15 protein-coding genes and 1 tRNA gene are annotated in these 15,527 nt (G+C 47.9%); 8 read left to right on the forward strand and 8 right to left on the reverse strand.

All coding sequences use genetic code 11. The features are described from left to right. Positions 1 to 75 precede the first annotated feature (75 nt). The 3 genes from glmM to HAL07_RS04025 all read left to right on the forward strand — a co-directional run bounded on the left by glmM (position 76) and on the right by HAL07_RS04025 (position 1,969). Positions 76 to 1,410 (forward strand): phosphoglucosamine mutase, encoded by a 1,335-nt coding sequence (glmM, locus tag HAL07_RS04015; RefSeq protein WP_199767024.1) that lies wholly within the window; start codon positions 76 to 78, stop codon positions 1,408 to 1,410. Then, complete coding sequence (gene lspA / locus HAL07_RS04020) at positions 1,407 to 1,859, forward strand: signal peptidase II (protein ID WP_053940929.1); 453 nt, start codon at positions 1,407 to 1,409, stop codon at positions 1,857 to 1,859. Before glmM ends, lspA begins: the two co-directional genes overlap by 4 nt. Positions 1,860 to 1,893: 34 nt before the next feature. Continuing rightward, a tRNA-Val gene (locus tag HAL07_RS04025) sits at positions 1,894 to 1,969 on the forward strand. Between the two features lie 51 nt (positions 1,970 to 2,020). Here the strand turns inward: HAL07_RS04025 and HAL07_RS04030 are convergent. The 5 genes from HAL07_RS04030 to HAL07_RS08070 are packed head-to-tail and all read right to left on the reverse strand — an operon-like array spanning position 2,021 to position 7,190. Next, entirely contained in the window at positions 2,021 to 4,231 is a 2,211-nt protein-coding gene (locus HAL07_RS04030; RefSeq protein WP_053945194.1) for an endonuclease MutS2, read from the reverse strand. Next, positions 4,228 to 4,569, reverse strand: coding sequence for a hypothetical protein (locus HAL07_RS04035; RefSeq protein WP_053940927.1), 342 nt, complete (start codon positions 4,567 to 4,569; stop codon positions 4,228 to 4,230). The genes HAL07_RS04030 and HAL07_RS04035 overlap by 4 nt, the downstream gene beginning before the upstream one ends. After that, a complete protein-coding gene (murC, locus tag HAL07_RS04040; protein WP_053940943.1) occupies positions 4,566 to 5,900 on the reverse strand; it encodes a UDP-N-acetylmuramate--L-alanine ligase in 1,335 nt (444 codons plus the stop codon). Before murC ends, HAL07_RS04035 begins: the two co-directional genes overlap by 4 nt. Continuing rightward, positions 5,900 to 7,036, reverse strand: a complete 1,137-nt coding sequence (locus HAL07_RS04045; protein ID WP_231630007.1) for a succinyldiaminopimelate transaminase — start codon at positions 7,034 to 7,036, stop codon at positions 5,900 to 5,902. The genes murC and HAL07_RS04045 overlap by 1 nt, the downstream gene beginning before the upstream one ends. A gap of 13 nt (positions 7,037 to 7,049) precedes the next feature. After that, entirely contained in the window at positions 7,050 to 7,190 is a 141-nt protein-coding gene (locus tag HAL07_RS08070) for a hypothetical protein (RefSeq protein ID WP_197271564.1), read from the reverse strand. Here HAL07_RS08070 and HAL07_RS04050 point away from each other — a divergent pair. After that, complete coding sequence (locus HAL07_RS04050; RefSeq protein ID WP_053945195.1) at positions 7,176 to 7,625, forward strand: hypothetical protein; 450 nt, start codon at positions 7,176 to 7,178, stop codon at positions 7,623 to 7,625. The genes HAL07_RS08070 and HAL07_RS04050 overlap by 15 nt on opposite strands. Next, complete coding sequence (locus HAL07_RS04055) at positions 7,606 to 8,859, forward strand: GIY-YIG nuclease family protein (protein ID WP_053945196.1); 1,254 nt, start codon at positions 7,606 to 7,608, stop codon at positions 8,857 to 8,859. The genes HAL07_RS04050 and HAL07_RS04055 overlap by 20 nt, the downstream gene beginning before the upstream one ends. Before the next feature lie 3 nt (positions 8,860 to 8,862). Here the strand turns inward: HAL07_RS04055 and rbp are convergent, their stop codons facing one another. From rbp to secA, 3 genes are all read right to left on the reverse strand, one after another. Next, positions 8,863 to 9,108: an RNA-binding regulator gene (rbp, locus tag HAL07_RS04060; RefSeq protein ID WP_053945197.1), complete on the reverse strand. Its 246-nt coding sequence runs from the start codon at positions 9,106 to 9,108 to the stop codon at positions 8,863 to 8,865. 86 nt (positions 9,109 to 9,194) lie between these two features. Beyond that, complete coding sequence (locus HAL07_RS04065) at positions 9,195 to 10,427, reverse strand: FtsX-like permease family protein (protein WP_053945198.1); 1,233 nt, start codon at positions 10,425 to 10,427, stop codon at positions 9,195 to 9,197. Further along, positions 10,420 to 13,014 (reverse strand): preprotein translocase subunit SecA, encoded by a 2,595-nt coding sequence (gene secA / locus HAL07_RS04070; protein ID WP_053945199.1) that lies wholly within the window; start codon positions 13,012 to 13,014, stop codon positions 10,420 to 10,422. The genes HAL07_RS04065 and secA overlap by 8 nt, the downstream gene beginning before the upstream one ends. Before the next feature lie 95 nt (positions 13,015 to 13,109). On the opposite strand from secA, the gene lolA reads away from it, so the two are divergent. The 3 genes from lolA (at position 13,110) to HAL07_RS04085 (ending at position 15,525) form a co-directional block, all read left to right on the forward strand. Then, the gene (gene lolA, locus HAL07_RS04075) at positions 13,110 to 13,634 is read left to right on the forward strand and encodes a LolA-like outer membrane lipoprotein chaperone (RefSeq protein ID WP_053945200.1); all 525 of its coding nucleotides are present in this window, start codon (positions 13,110 to 13,112) and stop codon (positions 13,632 to 13,634) included. Positions 13,635 to 13,779: 145 nt separating this feature from the next. Continuing rightward, complete coding sequence (gene pseC / locus HAL07_RS04080) at positions 13,780 to 14,904, forward strand: UDP-4-amino-4,6-dideoxy-N-acetyl-beta-L-altrosamine transaminase (RefSeq protein ID WP_053945295.1); 1,125 nt, start codon at positions 13,780 to 13,782, stop codon at positions 14,902 to 14,904. Between the two features lie 120 nt (positions 14,905 to 15,024). Beyond that, a complete protein-coding gene (locus HAL07_RS04085; RefSeq protein WP_053945201.1) occupies positions 15,025 to 15,525 on the forward strand; it encodes a hypothetical protein in 501 nt (166 codons plus the stop codon). The last annotated feature ends 2 nt before the right edge of the window (positions 15,526 to 15,527 follow it).

Below are 15,527 nucleotides of genomic sequence, written 5' to 3' on the forward strand. Positions count from 1 at the left end.
TAATCCTTTTATCAAAAATAATATGGCAAGATTTTATCTAAAAAAGCATTAAAGACTGATTAAATGGGGCAGGGCATGGTGTTTGGCACAGATGGGGTGCGGGGCAAGGCAGGGGTGGAGATCACGCCCATGTTTGTGATGCGGCTTGGCATTGCCGCCGGGCTTTATTTTAAAGGGCAAGCCACGAGCAATAGAATTTTAGTGGGTAAGGACACGCGCAAGAGCGGGTATATGATTGAAAACGCCCTTGTGAGTGCTCTAACTTCTGTGGGCTATGATGTGATGCAAATTGGGCCCATGCCCACGCCTGCCATCGCCTTTTTAACTGAGAACATGCGCTGCGATGCGGGAGTGATGATTAGCGCGAGCCACAACCCCTTTGAGGACAATGGCATTAAGTTTTTCGACCGCTTTGGCGACAAACTCCAAAAACAGAGCGAAGAAGAGATTGAAAAAATCTTTAACGACACTGGGCGGCTAGAGAGCAGTTGCCAGTGCGGGGTGGCGATTGGCAGCTCTAAGCGCATTGACGATGTGATCGGGCGTTACATCGTGCATTTAAAAAACTCTTTCCCCAAACATTTAAGCCTGCAGGGCATGCGCATTGTCATAGACACGGCGCACGGGGCCGGCTATAAAGTCGCCCCCATTGTCTTTAGCGAGCTGGGAGCGGATGTGATTGTCATCAACGATGAGCCCAGCGGAAGCAACATCAACGCGCAGTGCGGCGCGCTCTACCCGCTAGAGCTCAGTCAAGAGGTCAAGCGCTACCGCGCGGATTTAGGCATCGCTTTAGATGGGGACGCGGATCGGCTGGTGGTGGTGGATAATTTGGGCGAAGTTGTGCACGGGGATAAACTCATCGGGGTGTTAGCCACCTACCAACAACAAAAAGCAAAACTAGCCAACAACCAAATCGTGGTAACCACCATGAGTAATTTAGCCCTGCAGGCCTATTTAGAAAAACAGGGCATTGCTTTAGTGCGCTGTGGAGTGGGCGATAAACTGGTGCGCCAAAGCATGCAAGAGCACCAAATCAACTTCGGGGGGGAACAAAGCGGGCACATCATCTTTGGCGATTACGCCAAAACGGGCGATGGGATCATGAGCGCGTTGCAAGTCGCCGCCTGTGTGCTCGAGAATGATAAACCCAGCAGTAAAGTGCTCAACCCCTTTGAGTTGCACCCCCAAATTTTAGAAAATGTCCGCATCAAACACAAAAAGCCCCTAGAGGACATCCCGGGCTTTGAAGAATTGCTTAAGAGCCTAGAGCAAGAGGGGTTGCGCCACTTGATCCGCTACTCAGGCACGGAAAATATTTTACGCATTTTGCTAGAGGGGGAGCAACAAACCTTGTTAGAAAAGCGCGCCCAAGAGTTGCAGGCGTTTTTTAAAGAGCATTTGGATTGAAAAGCGGCTTAAGTTTTTGGCTTGCCTTTGGGCTAGCCCTTGTTGCCGATCAGATTGTGAAGCAATTTATTTTAAACGGCTTGCGCTATGAAGGTGCTGTGATCTCTATTGTGCTTGCCTACAATGAGGGCGTGGCGTTCTCCATGCTGCACTTTTTAGGGGCGTGGCTGAAATATTTACAAGTGGTGTTGCTCGCTGGTTTGGGGGTGTTTTTGTGGTTGCAAAAGGCGTTTTTTAAAGAAAATGCTTTGCCCTTTGGGTTGATTTTAGGGGCTGGAGCTTCTAATGTGCTCGATCGCTTTGTGCATGGGCATGTGATCGATTATGTCTATTGGCATTACCAATTTGACTTTGCGATCTTTAACCTAGCCGATGTGTTGATTGATGTGGGCGTGGGGCTACTCATTTTAAAGAGCTTTAAGGCAAAAAACAAGCAAAGTAGGGTATAATGCGCGTTTCTTTTAGTAATCGCGTTGTGATTGCGGTCGCGTAGCTCAGTTGGTAGAGCACTACCTTGACATGGTAGTGGTCGTTGGTTCAAGTCCAATCGTGGCCACCATTTTAAATCTTGCATTAAATTTTCTTGTTTGAATTTTTTAGATTTTAAAACCTATATTTTAACAACCTGCGCTCCAGAGCCGCCTAAATTGTAGGGGGCATCGCTAAATTCTAGGACCTTTGGGTGAATTTTGAGCCACTCTCTTAGCGCGTTTCTTAAAATCCCCTTGCCCTTGCCATGCACGATCAACACCTCTTCAAAGCCCGCTAGCAAAGCGTTGGCTAAAAAGTCTTGGGCTTGCTCTAGAGCTTCTTGGGTGTCTAGTCCGCATAAATCTAGGCGCATTTGCCCCTTGGCTTGGGGTTTGTGCTTGATGTGCACCTCTGCTTTTGGGGCTTGGGGTTTTTGTTTAGGCTTTAGACTCTCGGCTTTGGTTTTAATTTTTAGCCCATTTTCCAACGCCACGCTGTAAAGCCCTGCGCTGATTGCCACGATCTCCCCACTAAGCTTGCCATAGCCCACAAAGTCGCCCACTTCTAGGGTTTTGTTTTCTTTAAGCGGAGTCTGCTCTTTGGGGCGTTTTAAGCCCGCTTGGATGGCTTGGATTTGCTGGTGCGCTAGGCTTTGATTTTGTGTGCGGTTAAACTCCCTAAGCGTCTCTTGCATTTGTTTGAGGGCTTTGCTGTAACTTTGCTCTAGGGCTTGTTGTTCTTGCTCTTTGCGCCTGTGCGCCTCGTGGATTTTTGTTAATTTTTCTTGATAAGCCCTCTCTTGGGCTTCTTGCATTTCTTGCAATTCTTGTTGCTTGGTTTGCAATTCCTGCTCTAGGGCGCTGGTGCGCTCGATCAAGGCGTTTAAATTCTCTTGATCTGCCCCGTAAAGCTCTTTGGCCTCGTCGATCAAATCAGCGGGCACGCCATAGCGCAGAGCCGTTTCAAAGGCGTAACTCTTGCCAATGAGCCCCGGGGTGAAGGTGTAGGTGGGCATTTGGGCTTGGTGGTCGTAATTGGCGGCTAAAAGTTGCACAGCGCGGTTTCGGGCTAAAAGCAGGGCTAAATGCTTGTGGTGGGTGGTTACCACGACTTTAGCCCCCTGATTGATGAGTTTTTCTAAAAGGGCTTTGTAAAGACAGCTGGCCTCGGCCGCGTCTGTGCCTAGCTCAATTTCATCCACGCCGAGCAAAAGATTAGGGGTTTTTAGGGCGTGGGAGAAGTCTAGCATGCGCCCTGCAAAGGTGGAGATGTCGTTTTGGCTGTTTTGTGGGTCGCTGATGATGGCTTGGATGTTCTCAATGTAAGGAATCTTGGAGTGGTGGGGGTTGATTTTAAAGGGCAAAAAGTGTTTAGCCAACCACACACTGGCAAGCAAAGACTTTAAAAGCATCGTCTTGCCCCCCGTATTTACGCCCGTAACGAGCAGTAAAGCGTGGTTAAAATCCACGCTCAAGGGCTTGGGCTCTTTTAGGCTGGGGTGGGCGAAGTCTTTTAACACAAATTGCCCGCTGGTGTTGGGTTTGACAAAGTTTAGCCCCCCGCTTTTGGCAAAATTGATGCGCCCTTGTAGGTGGTCTAAGTAGTCAAATTGGCGGTCAAAAAAGCGTAAAAAGAGAAAGAGTGGGCGCAGTTTCACGCTCCACTGGGCGCAAATTTGTTGCAAACAATGGGCGATCTTGGTGAGCGTTTCTTGGATTTTATGGTTTAGGGTTTTTGCCTCTAGGGGTTCTATGTAGAATTGTCCGCTGTGTGAGCGGGCAATCACAATGCCCTTAAACACGCTAGAAAACCCCGGTTTTAAAAGCAAGGTCTCCACCCCTTGCACCAAATGCACTTGGCGATCGACTAGGTAGGGCTCTAAAGACTTTTGCGCCAAAATTTGGCTAAAGATTTTTTGTTGCGCGCTCTTAAGCCGCTTTAGGCTCTCTTGTTGTGCGTCTAGCTCGGGGTAAAACCCGCTTTTAAAGCCCGCTTCCTCTTGCATTTGTGCCTCTAATTGCAACAACTCTTGCGGGATGTTTAAGTTTTGCAAATAGGCGTAAAAGGCGGGGGATTTGGGAGAGACTTGCTTTTTTAGGTACAGAAAATAACGGGTGATTTGAATCAAGGCAAACAACGCCTCAAGGTGCAACACCCCCCCTTTTTTAAAGGCTTTTAACGACTCGTTTAAGGGGGCTACTAAGGGGGGGGTGGCGATCTCTAGACTTTCTAATTCTTGTAAATGCGCCCATGTTTGCTCGGGGAAGTTAAAGGCAATGTCTTTGGGGCGGGCTAAAAAGCTTACAAACCGCTCTAAAAAGGGGGCTAAATCTAGCTTAACAGCGATCATTTGGCCAGCTTACAGCTTTGCAAATCTACTAAAATGCCCTGCATGGGGGTGTTTTGTTTGCCAAGAAAGCTTAAAGTGCCTGTCACGAGGCTAAAATCCTTTTGGCTCACCTTCACCCCATCACAATCTAAAAGCAACCCTCTTAAAAAATCCCTCTGCAAGGCGACTTGTTCTTGATTGATTTTGTCTTGCTTATAGGTGTAAAGCCCTAAGCTGGCAGCGAGCACGCCTAAAAACACCACCACCGCGATTTTTTGCTTAAACCCCCGTCCAAAAAAGTCTTTAAGCAAAAACCACAACAGCACCAGCACAAGGCATAAAACAATCCACCCGCTCACAGCTCGCCCCTGAGCTGGTTGGTGATGTCGCCTGCCCCAAAGCCAATGGCTAGCCCCTTGTTAAGCGTGCGGATTTTGACACCCTGCACAAACAGCTCTAGCCCCTCTTTAGTGCGCCAAAGGCGGTCAATGAAAGTCGGTTGCAAATGCCCAAATAAGGCTTGCATATCCACCTCTCTTGGCTTTTCGCCCGCCCGCCACACGGGCAAAATATAAAGCTGGCGGACGATCGGGTGGTTAAAGCACTCTTGAAAGCCCTTTAAATTGTCAAACAGGCGGGAGTATTTATGGGGTTGCCAAAAGACGATCGCCTCTTTTAAGCCCTTTAAATCAGCGTAGGTTTGCAGGGCTTGCAAGGTGGCGACAATTTCTGTGGGATGGTGGGCGTAGTCGTCTATGAGCACAAACTCCCCCTTTTGCAAGATGTCAAAGCGTTTTTTAATGCCCTTAAAGTCTAAAAGGTTTTTCCTTAGTTGCTCTAGGGGCAATTCCTCTAGGGCGGCTAAAATCGCTAGACTGGCGTTGCTGGCCGTGTGCGCGCCCAGCCCCCACACCTCAAACACGCCATGATCTTTAAACCTAAAACGGGTATAAGGCTCATCCTCTCTTAAAAAGTATTCAATTTGGCTAATGTCTTTGGCGGGGTTTAGGCGGATAGCCTCTAGTTTTAAGCCCTTTAAAAAGGGGTCATCGACATTAATCACCCGCCTTTGCCCCATTTGGATAAAGTCGATGTAGGCCTGATAAAACGCTTCTAAATCGTAGTTATACCCCTCTAAATGCTCCACTTCAGCGTTGGTAACCAAGGCGCAATAAGGATTAGAGCTTAAAAAGCTCTGATCCGACTCGTCTGCCTCAAAGACAAGGCTAGGGCTTTGGCTCTCGCGCACGTTAGAGCCAAAGGCTTTAGAAGCCGCCCCGATGATCGCGCCAAAGTGAGGCAACAGGGCGGCTAGCATGGCGCTGGTCGTACTTTTGCCATGCGCTCCGCACACGCTAAAGACGCGCTTATCTCCCAAAATGTATTCTAGTGCCCGCTTGCGCGAGAGAATCACGCAATTTTTCTCCATCGCCGCCACGATCTCCACGTTATCCACCTTAATGATCGCCGAGTGGATCACCACCTCTTGGTCTATAAGTGCGCTGGGGTCATGCGGGATGGTAATGGGGATGCCTAGCCCCTCTAAATAGTCGGTGATGTAACTTCGCGCGATGTCTGATCCGCTCACCACCGCCCCCTGTGCCTTTAAATACTTGGCTAAACCTGAGATGCCAATTCCCCCGATGCCGATGAAGTGGATTTTATAGGTGTGGATGGGGCGATCTAGCATCAATACGAATCTAGAGCGTTTTTAAGGGCTGTTAGGGCGGGGGCTAGAGTGTCTGGCGCATAGACCAAAGCCACCCGTACAAAGTCTCTTGTGTGTGGGCTGTCGCCATAGCCTAGAAAATCCCCGGGCAAGACTTTTAGCCCCTCTATGGTGTAAAGGTGGCGGGTAAAAGCCTGCCCATCCTCAACGCCTAGCCACACATAAAAGCTTGTGGGATAAATTGGCGCACCTAAAATCTCTTGGGCAAGATTTAGATTTCTGGCGTAGATGTGGCGGATGTGCTCTTGGGATTTTAAATCAAGCCAGCCGACCGCGCTGGCATGTTGCAAGGGCAAGGGGAGGGCGCAGCCGCTATAACTTCTAAAGACTTGATAGGGCTTTAAAATGTCAGCGTCCCCTGCGATGTACGCGCTTCTAAGGCCCGGCGCGCTCAAAGTTTTAGAAAGCGAGTTGATGGCAAGGACATTTTTAAAATCTGTGTTGCCCACCTCAATACAGGCTTGCAAAATGGAGGTGGGGGGGGTGCTGGCGTAAATATTGCTGTAACACTCGTCATTGACTAAAAGAAAATCTTCGTCTAATGCCCGCAAAACCCACTCTTTGAGTTCTTCTAAATCCAAAGTGCGCCCTGTGGGGTTATTGGGCGAGTTTAAAATGACTAAATGCGCCTCTTCTTCTAGTGTGGGCGTGAAGTCGTTTTCTGGGCTCAAATCCATTAAAACCACCCGCGCGCGCGCCACCCGCGCGCTAGCTAAATAGACTTGATAAAAGGGGTTAGCAAAGGCGATGGTGGGGTTTTCTTTATCGTGCAGATAAAAAATAGGCAGGCTAAAAAGCACCTCTTTAGACCCAAAGGTGGGGATGATTTGCGCTTTAGTGACCTCCACGCCAAAACGCTTTTTAATAAACGCCATTTGCGCCTCTTTTAAAAAATCCTCGCCGCTACTTTTGGGGTAAAAGCGCAGTTCTTGGGTGTGTGCTTGCAAGGTTTCTTGCACGCTTAAAGGGGTTTCAAATTGTGGCTCGCCGATGGACAAATCTAAAGGCAAGCTGCCGCGTTTGCAATCTTTTAACAACTCTCTTAGTCGCTCAAAAGGGTAAGGCTCAAACATACAACTCTCCGCTAAAACCTCCATTATACCTTAAAATCTATTCCTCTTGAATGGTGTGTTGCGTGGTGGGGCTTTGCGCCTTTGTGGCGGGGATTTTGTCTGTCTTGTAAAAGGGCGGGGCTTTGTAGCCACAGCCTGAGATCAAACATGCTAAAATGCAACTATGAAAGATGCGCAAAAGATTTTCTCCTCGCTCTTGCAACAGCCCTTTTTAACCCCCTTGAGGGTGCGCCTGCAACTTGAGCAATTAAAATTGTATCTACCCGCCGGTGTGCTTGTGGGTTTGCGCTCTATTGTAATGAAAAATTCTAAACTCCTGCTTGTCTTTAAACACCCAAGCGCATACGCATACTTTAAGGGACAAAAGGCGTATTTCACCTCTACGCTCTTGCAAGCCGCTAAACAATTAGACATCCCCACAATGCCCACCGAAGTGCAAGGCTATTTGCCTAAACGCATCCAGCAAGACTTCAAAGTGGAAACGCCCAAGCTTTACTACGATGAGCGCGCTAAAGGCGACTTTGAAAACCTCTTTAAAGACCCTGAGCTAAGGGAGATTTTAGAAAATATCCGCACTTGTATTAAAAAGCACCATGGATCGCAAGGCTCTTGAAAACCTCCCCGCCACGAGTGGGGTTTATCTGTATTTTGACTCCAAAGATCGCTTGCTCTATGTGGGCAAGGCTAAGAATTTACAAAAGCGCATCTTGAGTTACTTTAAAATCCAAGATAGCCAAATTGCCCCTAATCCTAAAAATAGTGTCCGTATCCAGCGCATGGCAAGCCAAATCGCCTATTTGCAGGTGCAAACCACAAACAGCGAAGAAGAAGCCCTTTTGTTAGAAAATAAGCTCATTAAGACCAAACAACCCAAGTACAACATTCTTTTAAAAGACTCCAAAACCTACCCCTACATTTGCATCGATTTAAGCAAGCCCTACCCCATCTTAGAGCGCACAAGAGCACCCCTAGAAGGGCATAAGTGCTTTGGACCTTTTAGTCTGGCCTCGCTTGAGCTCTTAGAGAGCGTGCAAGCCTTCATCCCCCTCGTGCAAAGCAAGGGCTGTTTAAGGGGCAAAAAGCCTTGTATTTTTCACCAAATGGGGCGTTGTTTTGCCCCCTGTGCGGGCAAGATTTCCACGCAAGATTACGCCCCCCTTGTGCAAGAAGCCCTAGACTTGCTAAACAACAAAGAAAAACTATGCGCGCGCTTGCAAGAGCGCATGCGTGTCTTGGCCACGCAAGAGCGCTTTGAAGAAGCGGCGGTTTTTAGGGATTATTTGCAAGCGGTGCAAACCTTGCTAAAACGCACAGAGCGGCCCGAAGTGCAAATCATTTTAGCCTTGCAAGAGCTCTTAGAGTTAAAAAACCCCCCTAAGCGCATTGAAGTTTTTGATGTGAGCCACCATGCCCAAAGCGCATGCGTGGGGGGCATGGTCGTGTGGCTTGGGGGCAAGTGGGTAAAAAATGCATACAGACGCTACACCCTTCAAGGCAAAGATGAATATAGCCAAATGCAAGAAATGCTAGAGCGGCGCGCAAAACAAGGCAAATTTCCCGACTTGTGGCTCATTGATGGGGGGCGCGCCCAAGCCCTTTTAGCCACGCAAATCTTAGAAAGTTTTGGGGCAAGTGTAGCGGTGATTGCTTTAGCAAAAGAAAAGGCCAACAAGCGGGCTAAACGGGGAGGCGGGGATGTGGCGGATGTGATCTACAACACTTCACAAACTTGGCACCTAGAGGCGCAAGATGTTCGTTTGCAATTTTTACAAAAATTAAGAGATGAAGCGCACCGCTTCGCGCTCGCCTACCATAGGCTTAAAAAGCGCAAAGCTTTTTTGGGCTAGGGGTTATTTGCGGGGGTTTGCTTCTGTAACACGGATCGTCCTGCCCATAAAATCCGTGTTGTCTAACTTGGCGATGGCTTGTTGTGCGCCCTCATCCTCCATTTCCACAAACCCAAATCCTTTAGGTCTTTTGGTTTCGCGGTCTTGAATCAACTTCACCGAGCTCACAGCCCCAAATTGGCTAAAGAGTTCTTCGACTTCCTGATTTGACGCGCTATAAACCAAATTCCCTACATAAATGTTCTTCAAAGCTTCTCTCCACTAGATTTAGTCCTGTCAAAATAAACAAGGAACGGGCTGATTGTAGCATAAAGCAACTTAACAATGGTAAATGACTATTCGTTGCGTAAAATGGCGAGCGCATCCACACTTGCCGCTTTGCGCGCGGGGTAGTAAGACGACAGGGCGACAATGACAAGCGCACCAATCAGCGTACTCAAAAAATCCACAGCCGACAAGTCCAGGGGCAATTTATTGATGCCATAGACATCAGCGGGCAGGGAAATGATGGGGAAGGTGGAAAGCACCCACAGCACGATAAAGGCCAACACCACGCCTAAAACAATCCCCCCCACGCCGATGACCGAGCCCAAAGTAAAAAAACTCTTTTGGATTTCTTTTGTAGTTGTGCCTAAACTGAGTAAGAGGGCGATCTCTTTGCGGCGATTCATCACCACCATTAATAAAGAGCTGATGATATTCAAGCTTGCCATTAAAATGATCAACATTAAAACAATGAAAAGGGCGCGCTTTTCTAAAGCCATCGCGGAAAAAAAGTTGCCATTTTGTTGCCACCACCCCTCAATATCTACCCCATTGTTGGGGATTTCTTTTAAGGCTTTCTTGATCTTCTCCATGTCTTGCATGGGGGTTTTGGAATAGACATGCACGCCATCATACACCCCTGCGGGCAAATCCCTAATCGCCTGCAAAGCCTCTATATTCGTGTATAAATAGCTCCCATCGTAAGCCTTAAGCCCGGATTCAAAAAAACCTTTGAGCTGGAAGCGTTTCATGGTCGGGGAGAGTACAAAGCCTGTGGGTTCTAATTTGGTGAAAAAGAGATCGATTTGGTGGGTGTTGCCTAAAAGCAAAGAATCTTTAAAGCCCTTGCCCGCCACTAAGTTAAAGGGCGTGCGCTTAAAAGCTTGCAAATCATCCCCCTTTAAGCCCTTTTTTAAAATGTCGTTGATCTGGACTTCCTTTTGTATATCCACCCCAAAGAGCATCCCTCCACTCAGCATGCCATTAAAGCGCGCCACGACTTGGCTTTGCAAATAGGGGCTAAAGCGCAAGTTGGGGAAGCGTTTTTCTAGGGCATCTAAGGTCTTTTGCTCCACGCCATAATAGCTCGTGGCATAAAGGGTGAGCGGGTAATTCATCACAAAGAGCTTTTTTTCAAACTCGGCATTCATGCCATTCATGATCGCCATCGCCACAATCAAGACCATCACCCCCACCCCCACTCCTAAAAAGGCCAAGATCGCGGTGATGCTGATGAAAGGCTGGGTTTTATCAAAACGCAAATAGCGGCGTACTAAAAACGCCACCAAAGAAGCTTTAGGCATCTGTGGATTTGTTTTGGGTCGCAAAAATTCCTTTTTTAGGTCCGCTTTTAGCGTGGCAATTTTTATACTTTTTGCCGCTGCCACAATAACAAGGGCTGTTGCGTGTAGGAGTCTTGGTGGGTTCCTTATCCCCGCCCCAACTGCTTAAACCCGCTTCAATCTCTTGGTTGTTAAAACTCAATTCTAATTGTTCATCCTCTAAGCCGCTTAAAAAACGCGCGGTGTCTTCGGGGGTGTTGGCGACCAATTCGAGTTTGTGGAAAGTTTTAATGGCCTCTAGCTTGATGGAGTCAATGAGCTCTAAAAAGAGATTGTAGCTTTCTTTTTTATACTCCACTAAGGGGTCTTTTTGGTTATAACCCCTAAGCCCGATGCCTGTTTTGAGGTTATCCATCGTGTAAAGGTGTTCGCGCCAAGCGTTGTCTAAAATCTGTAAATACACCACCCGCTCGATTTTGTTTAAATCCTCAACATGCGCCATTTTGGCGGCGTATTGCGCCTCTAGGGCCTTTAAAATGAAGTTTTCCACCGCATTAAAATCCCGCTCTTGTAAAGAGGTAAAGTCGATATGGGTGTTAAACTCCTCTTGCAAGACTTGCGCGGCATTTTCTAAATCCTCGCTTGAAAAATCCTGCTCTTTAAAAGCTTGGTTGTGCTCTAAAATGTGGGCCACTGCGTATTGGCGATTCTCAGCAATGCGCGCGCCGATGTCGTAGTTGTCGTCTAATAATTCATTGCGGAATTTATAAACGGTTTTGCGCTGTTCGTTGGCGACATCGTCATACTCCAGCAGATGCTTACGGCTTTCAAAGTGCAAGGCCTCGACTTTCTTTTGGGCATTCTCCACAGAGCGCGTCACTAGCTTAGACTCGATGTATTCGCCATCTTGCAGGCCTAATTTTTCCATCACCCCCTTAATGCGGTCGCTGCCAAAGATTCTAAGCAGGCCATCCTCAAGGCTCAAATAAAATTGACTGACCCCGGGATCGCCCTGCCGCCCAGAGCGCCCCCTTAGCTGGTTGTCGATGCGCCGACTCTCGTGGCGCTCTGTGCCGATGATGTAAAGCCCGCCCAAGTCTTTGATCTCTTGGCTGAGTTTAATATCCACACCCCGCCCGGCCATGTTGGTGGCGATGGTTACAGCCCCCTTGAGCCCCGCGTCTTTGATGATCTCGGCTTCTTTGGTGTGCTGTTTGGCGTTGAGCACCGTGTGGGGGATGCGCTCTTTTTGGAGCAGAGCGTGCAAAGCCTCGCTCTTTTGGATGCTGGCCGTGCCCACTAAAACGGGTTGGCCTATGGCGTGCAGCTCTTTAATCTTAGCCACCACCGCTTCAAACTTCTCCCGCTCGCTTTTATAAATCAAGTCGTTTAGGTCTTTGCGCTGGATGGGTAGATTCGTGGGTACAGACACGACTTCTAAATTATAAATTTCCAAAAACTCAGTTGCCTCTGTTTGGGCGGTGCCTGTCATGCCTGAGAGTTTGTCATAGAGTCTAAAGTAATTTTGAAAAGTGATGTCGGCTAAAGTTTGGCTCTCCTCTTTAATGCCCACCTTTTCTTTCGCCTCTAAAGCTTGGTGTAAGCCCTCGCTAAAGCGCCGCCCCTCGCTCAAGCGCCCCGTAAATTCATCCACAATCACCACTTCGCCATTTGCCACGACATAATCTTTATCCCGCGCAAAGAGATAGTGCGCCTTGAGGGCTTGATCTAGGTGGTGGGATAAAATCGCGTTTTCTAGGCTGTAAAGGTTATCCACGCCAAAGAGTTCCTCTGCCTTCTTAATGCCCTCCTCTGTGATTAAAATCACCCGATTTTTTTCGTCAATGGTGAAGTCTATGTCTGCTTGCATGTTTTTAGCGACCGTGTCGGCGCGCTCGTAATTCTCCATGCGCTTATTCACAGGGCCAGAGATAATAAGGGGGGTACGGGCTTCATCGATCAAAATCGAATCCACCTCATCCACGATCGCAAAGGCATGTTCTTTTTGCACCTTTTGCCCCAAAGAGAACTTCATATTGTCTCTAAGGTAATCAAAGCCAAATTCGTTGTTGGTGCCATAGACAACATTATTGGCGTAAATCTCTAGGCGTTCCTCATCATCCACGCCAGCCGTAACCACCCCCACGCTGTAACCCAAGAAATTATACAGGGGTTGCATTTGTGTCGCGTCCCTTTGGGCTAGGTAGTCATTCACCGTCACAACATGCACGCTGCGCCCACCCAAAGCATTCAAAGCCACGGCTAAAGTCGCCACTAAGGTTTTGCCCTCTCCTGTTTTCATCTCGGCAATCTTGCCCTCGTGCAAGACCATCCCGCCGATGAGCTGCACATCAAAATGGCGCATGCCTAAAATGCGCCTAGAAGCCTCCCTAGTGATCGCAAAACTTAAGGGCAAAACCTCTGCTAAATCCTTTTGTCCGCTTTGCACCGCCTCTTTTAAGCCAAAAAAACGCTCCTGCAACTCCCCATCACCCAAAGCTTGCAACTCAGCTTCTAGGCCGTTGATCACGGCCACCTGTTTTTGGTAGCGCTTGATCTCCCTTTGGTTTCTTGTGCCAACAATCTTACCCAGCACGGCTTTAATCATTCTAAGCATCCTTATAATCCCAAGGATAAAATGTCTTTTCGCATAAGAGCGGATTCTAACAAAATTTTGTAAAATTCCTAATAAAAGGAGAGCCCATGCGCCCTTTCATCCTGCCCCTTGTCCTGTGTTTCCAGTTTTTAGTGTCCGCCCCCCTGCACTTTAATAGCTTTAGTGCGCATTTTAAACAAGTGGTGCTGGGCACGACTCCCTCGCCAATCAACCCCACCTATGAAGGGCAAATTTTAGCCAAAGCCCCTTTTTTTGCAAAGTGGAGCTACACCAAGCCCAGTCCCAAAGAGGTCTATATGCAAGACAAGCAAGTGATCATCTACGAGCCTAGATTATTGCAAGCCACTTACACCAAGTTAGACAAGGCCCTAGATTTTTTCGCGATCCTCAAAAAAGCTAAATTGCAAAAAGATGGCCGTTATAAAGCCAAAATCAACCACACAATCTACTACCTCACTTTAAAAGATGGTCTGCCCTTCAAGCTCAACTTCACCGATAAGATGCAAAGCCATGTCGAAATCACCTTCAGCGGTGTGCGCGCCAACATCGCCCTAGAGCCCGCCCTTTTCCAATTCACTCCCCCAGCAGGCATTGACATTATCCATCAATAAACACACAAATTTTTGCGCTTATCAAATTTTGCACTAATTCAAGGTATAGGGCGGGGTGCCAAGGTCAGCTTAAGGCCGTGAAAAGTGCGCTTTTTGTGGCATAATTTGGGCTTGTTAAGCACTGATAAAAAGGATTTTTTTGCAGATCAACCCTTACAGCACGCAATTAATCGAGCAGGACGACATAGAGGCGGTGCAAAAGGCCCTGCAAGGGGCGCACTTAGCGCAAGGCCCTTTAGTGGAGCATTTTGAGCGGGCTTTGGCAGATTACTTAGGGGTTAGGCATGTTGTGGTTTGCACGAATGCCACGAGCGCGCTTTTTATGCTCTATCAGGCTTTGGATTTAGGCCACTCTAAGGTCATCACCACCCCTATAAGCTTTGTGGCGACCGCAAACATGCTCCTAGCCACACAAGCCACGCCTATTTTTTGCGACATCGGGGATGATGGCAACATTGACCCCACGCTTTTAAAAGATTGCCTAAAAGCGGGGGTTAGAGCGGTGGTGAGCGTGGATTATGGAGGGGCGAGTGTGGATGTGGCAGCGATTAAAGCCTTTTGTACCCAACATGGGCTCATTTTTATCAGCGACAGCTCACACGCCTTTGGAGGGGAGTATCAGGGGAGCAAAATTGGCAAACTGGCCGATGCGAGCGTTTTTAGCTTCCACGCCATTAAACCCATCACCACCGCCGAAGGAGGGGCGATCGCCACAAATGATGACGCGCTTTATCAAAGACTTAAATTGCTGATGGCGCACGGGGTAGAAAAATGTGGGTGGGACACGCAGGTGCAAACTTTGGGCTACAATTTTAGGATGAATGAATTACAAGCCGCGCTGGGCTTAAGCCAACTGAAAAAAGTCGATGCCTTCATCGCCAAGAGAGAAGAGATCGCCTGCTTGTATGATCGCCTGTTCGCCAACAACCCCTATTTTACTTGCTTGCACGCCGGCTTGGCTTCAACGATTAAAAGCACCAACCATTTATACCCCATTTTGCTAAAGCCCTTTTTGTGGGAGCATAAGACGCAAATTTTAGACGCGCTCTTGCAAGCCAAAATGGGCGTGCAAGTGCATTACAAACCCATACACACCTTTAAGCTTTACCAAAACTTGCTAGGCGTGCAAAGCCTCCCTAAAGCCCAGAGTTTTTATCAAGCCGAAATCTCTTTGCCATGCCATCAAAAAATGAGTTTAGAGCAAGCCAAACACACAGCGCAAACTTTGCTAGATATTTTTGGAGAGTTCAAAAGAAGCGGTTTATTTTAAATTATTTTTTTAGGGGAGAATATGCCACAATCCACAATCCACAATCCACAGGCTTGAGGATTGGCGTTAGTGGATGATAGATGATGATGGATGAGGAAAAGTATCTTAAAGGAGTTTTCTATGGCAAAAATTACAAGCTTGGAGAGGTATGCTAAACCTGGATCTGTTGTGTATTGCAAGATTGGCTTTTTGTCTTTGGCGGAACATTCGGGTATCTACATAGGGGGTAATCTCATTGTCGAGATCACCGATAGAGACGGCAAGGCGTGGATCAGATGCGCCGACCCCCGCCACTTTTTAACACGCCTAGAGGACGAAAGAGCGGGCAAGCTCAAAGAGAGCGGGAAAATTTATATCGCTTCTGACAAAAATGGTCATTCATTTGGCTCAGAACAAGTAGCCCAGCGCGCTAAAACAGCATATGAAAGCGCAAAGAGTCAAGCCAAAGGCAAAGACTACGCATATTTTCCCGTAGATGATTCCGAGTTGAATTGCCATAAATTCAGCGCGGGGTGCTTATTACGCAATTTTAAGAATGATTGTGGGCGATTTGATAAACTTGAGGAAGCCATCCGCGAGACTTACGGCGAATTTAAATGGCTTCATGTGGAGATTGGTTAACT

It is taken from the genome of Helicobacter ailurogastricus, assembly GCF_001282945.1.
Taxonomy (GTDB): domain Bacteria; phylum Campylobacterota; class Campylobacteria; order Campylobacterales; family Helicobacteraceae; genus Helicobacter; species Helicobacter ailurogastricus.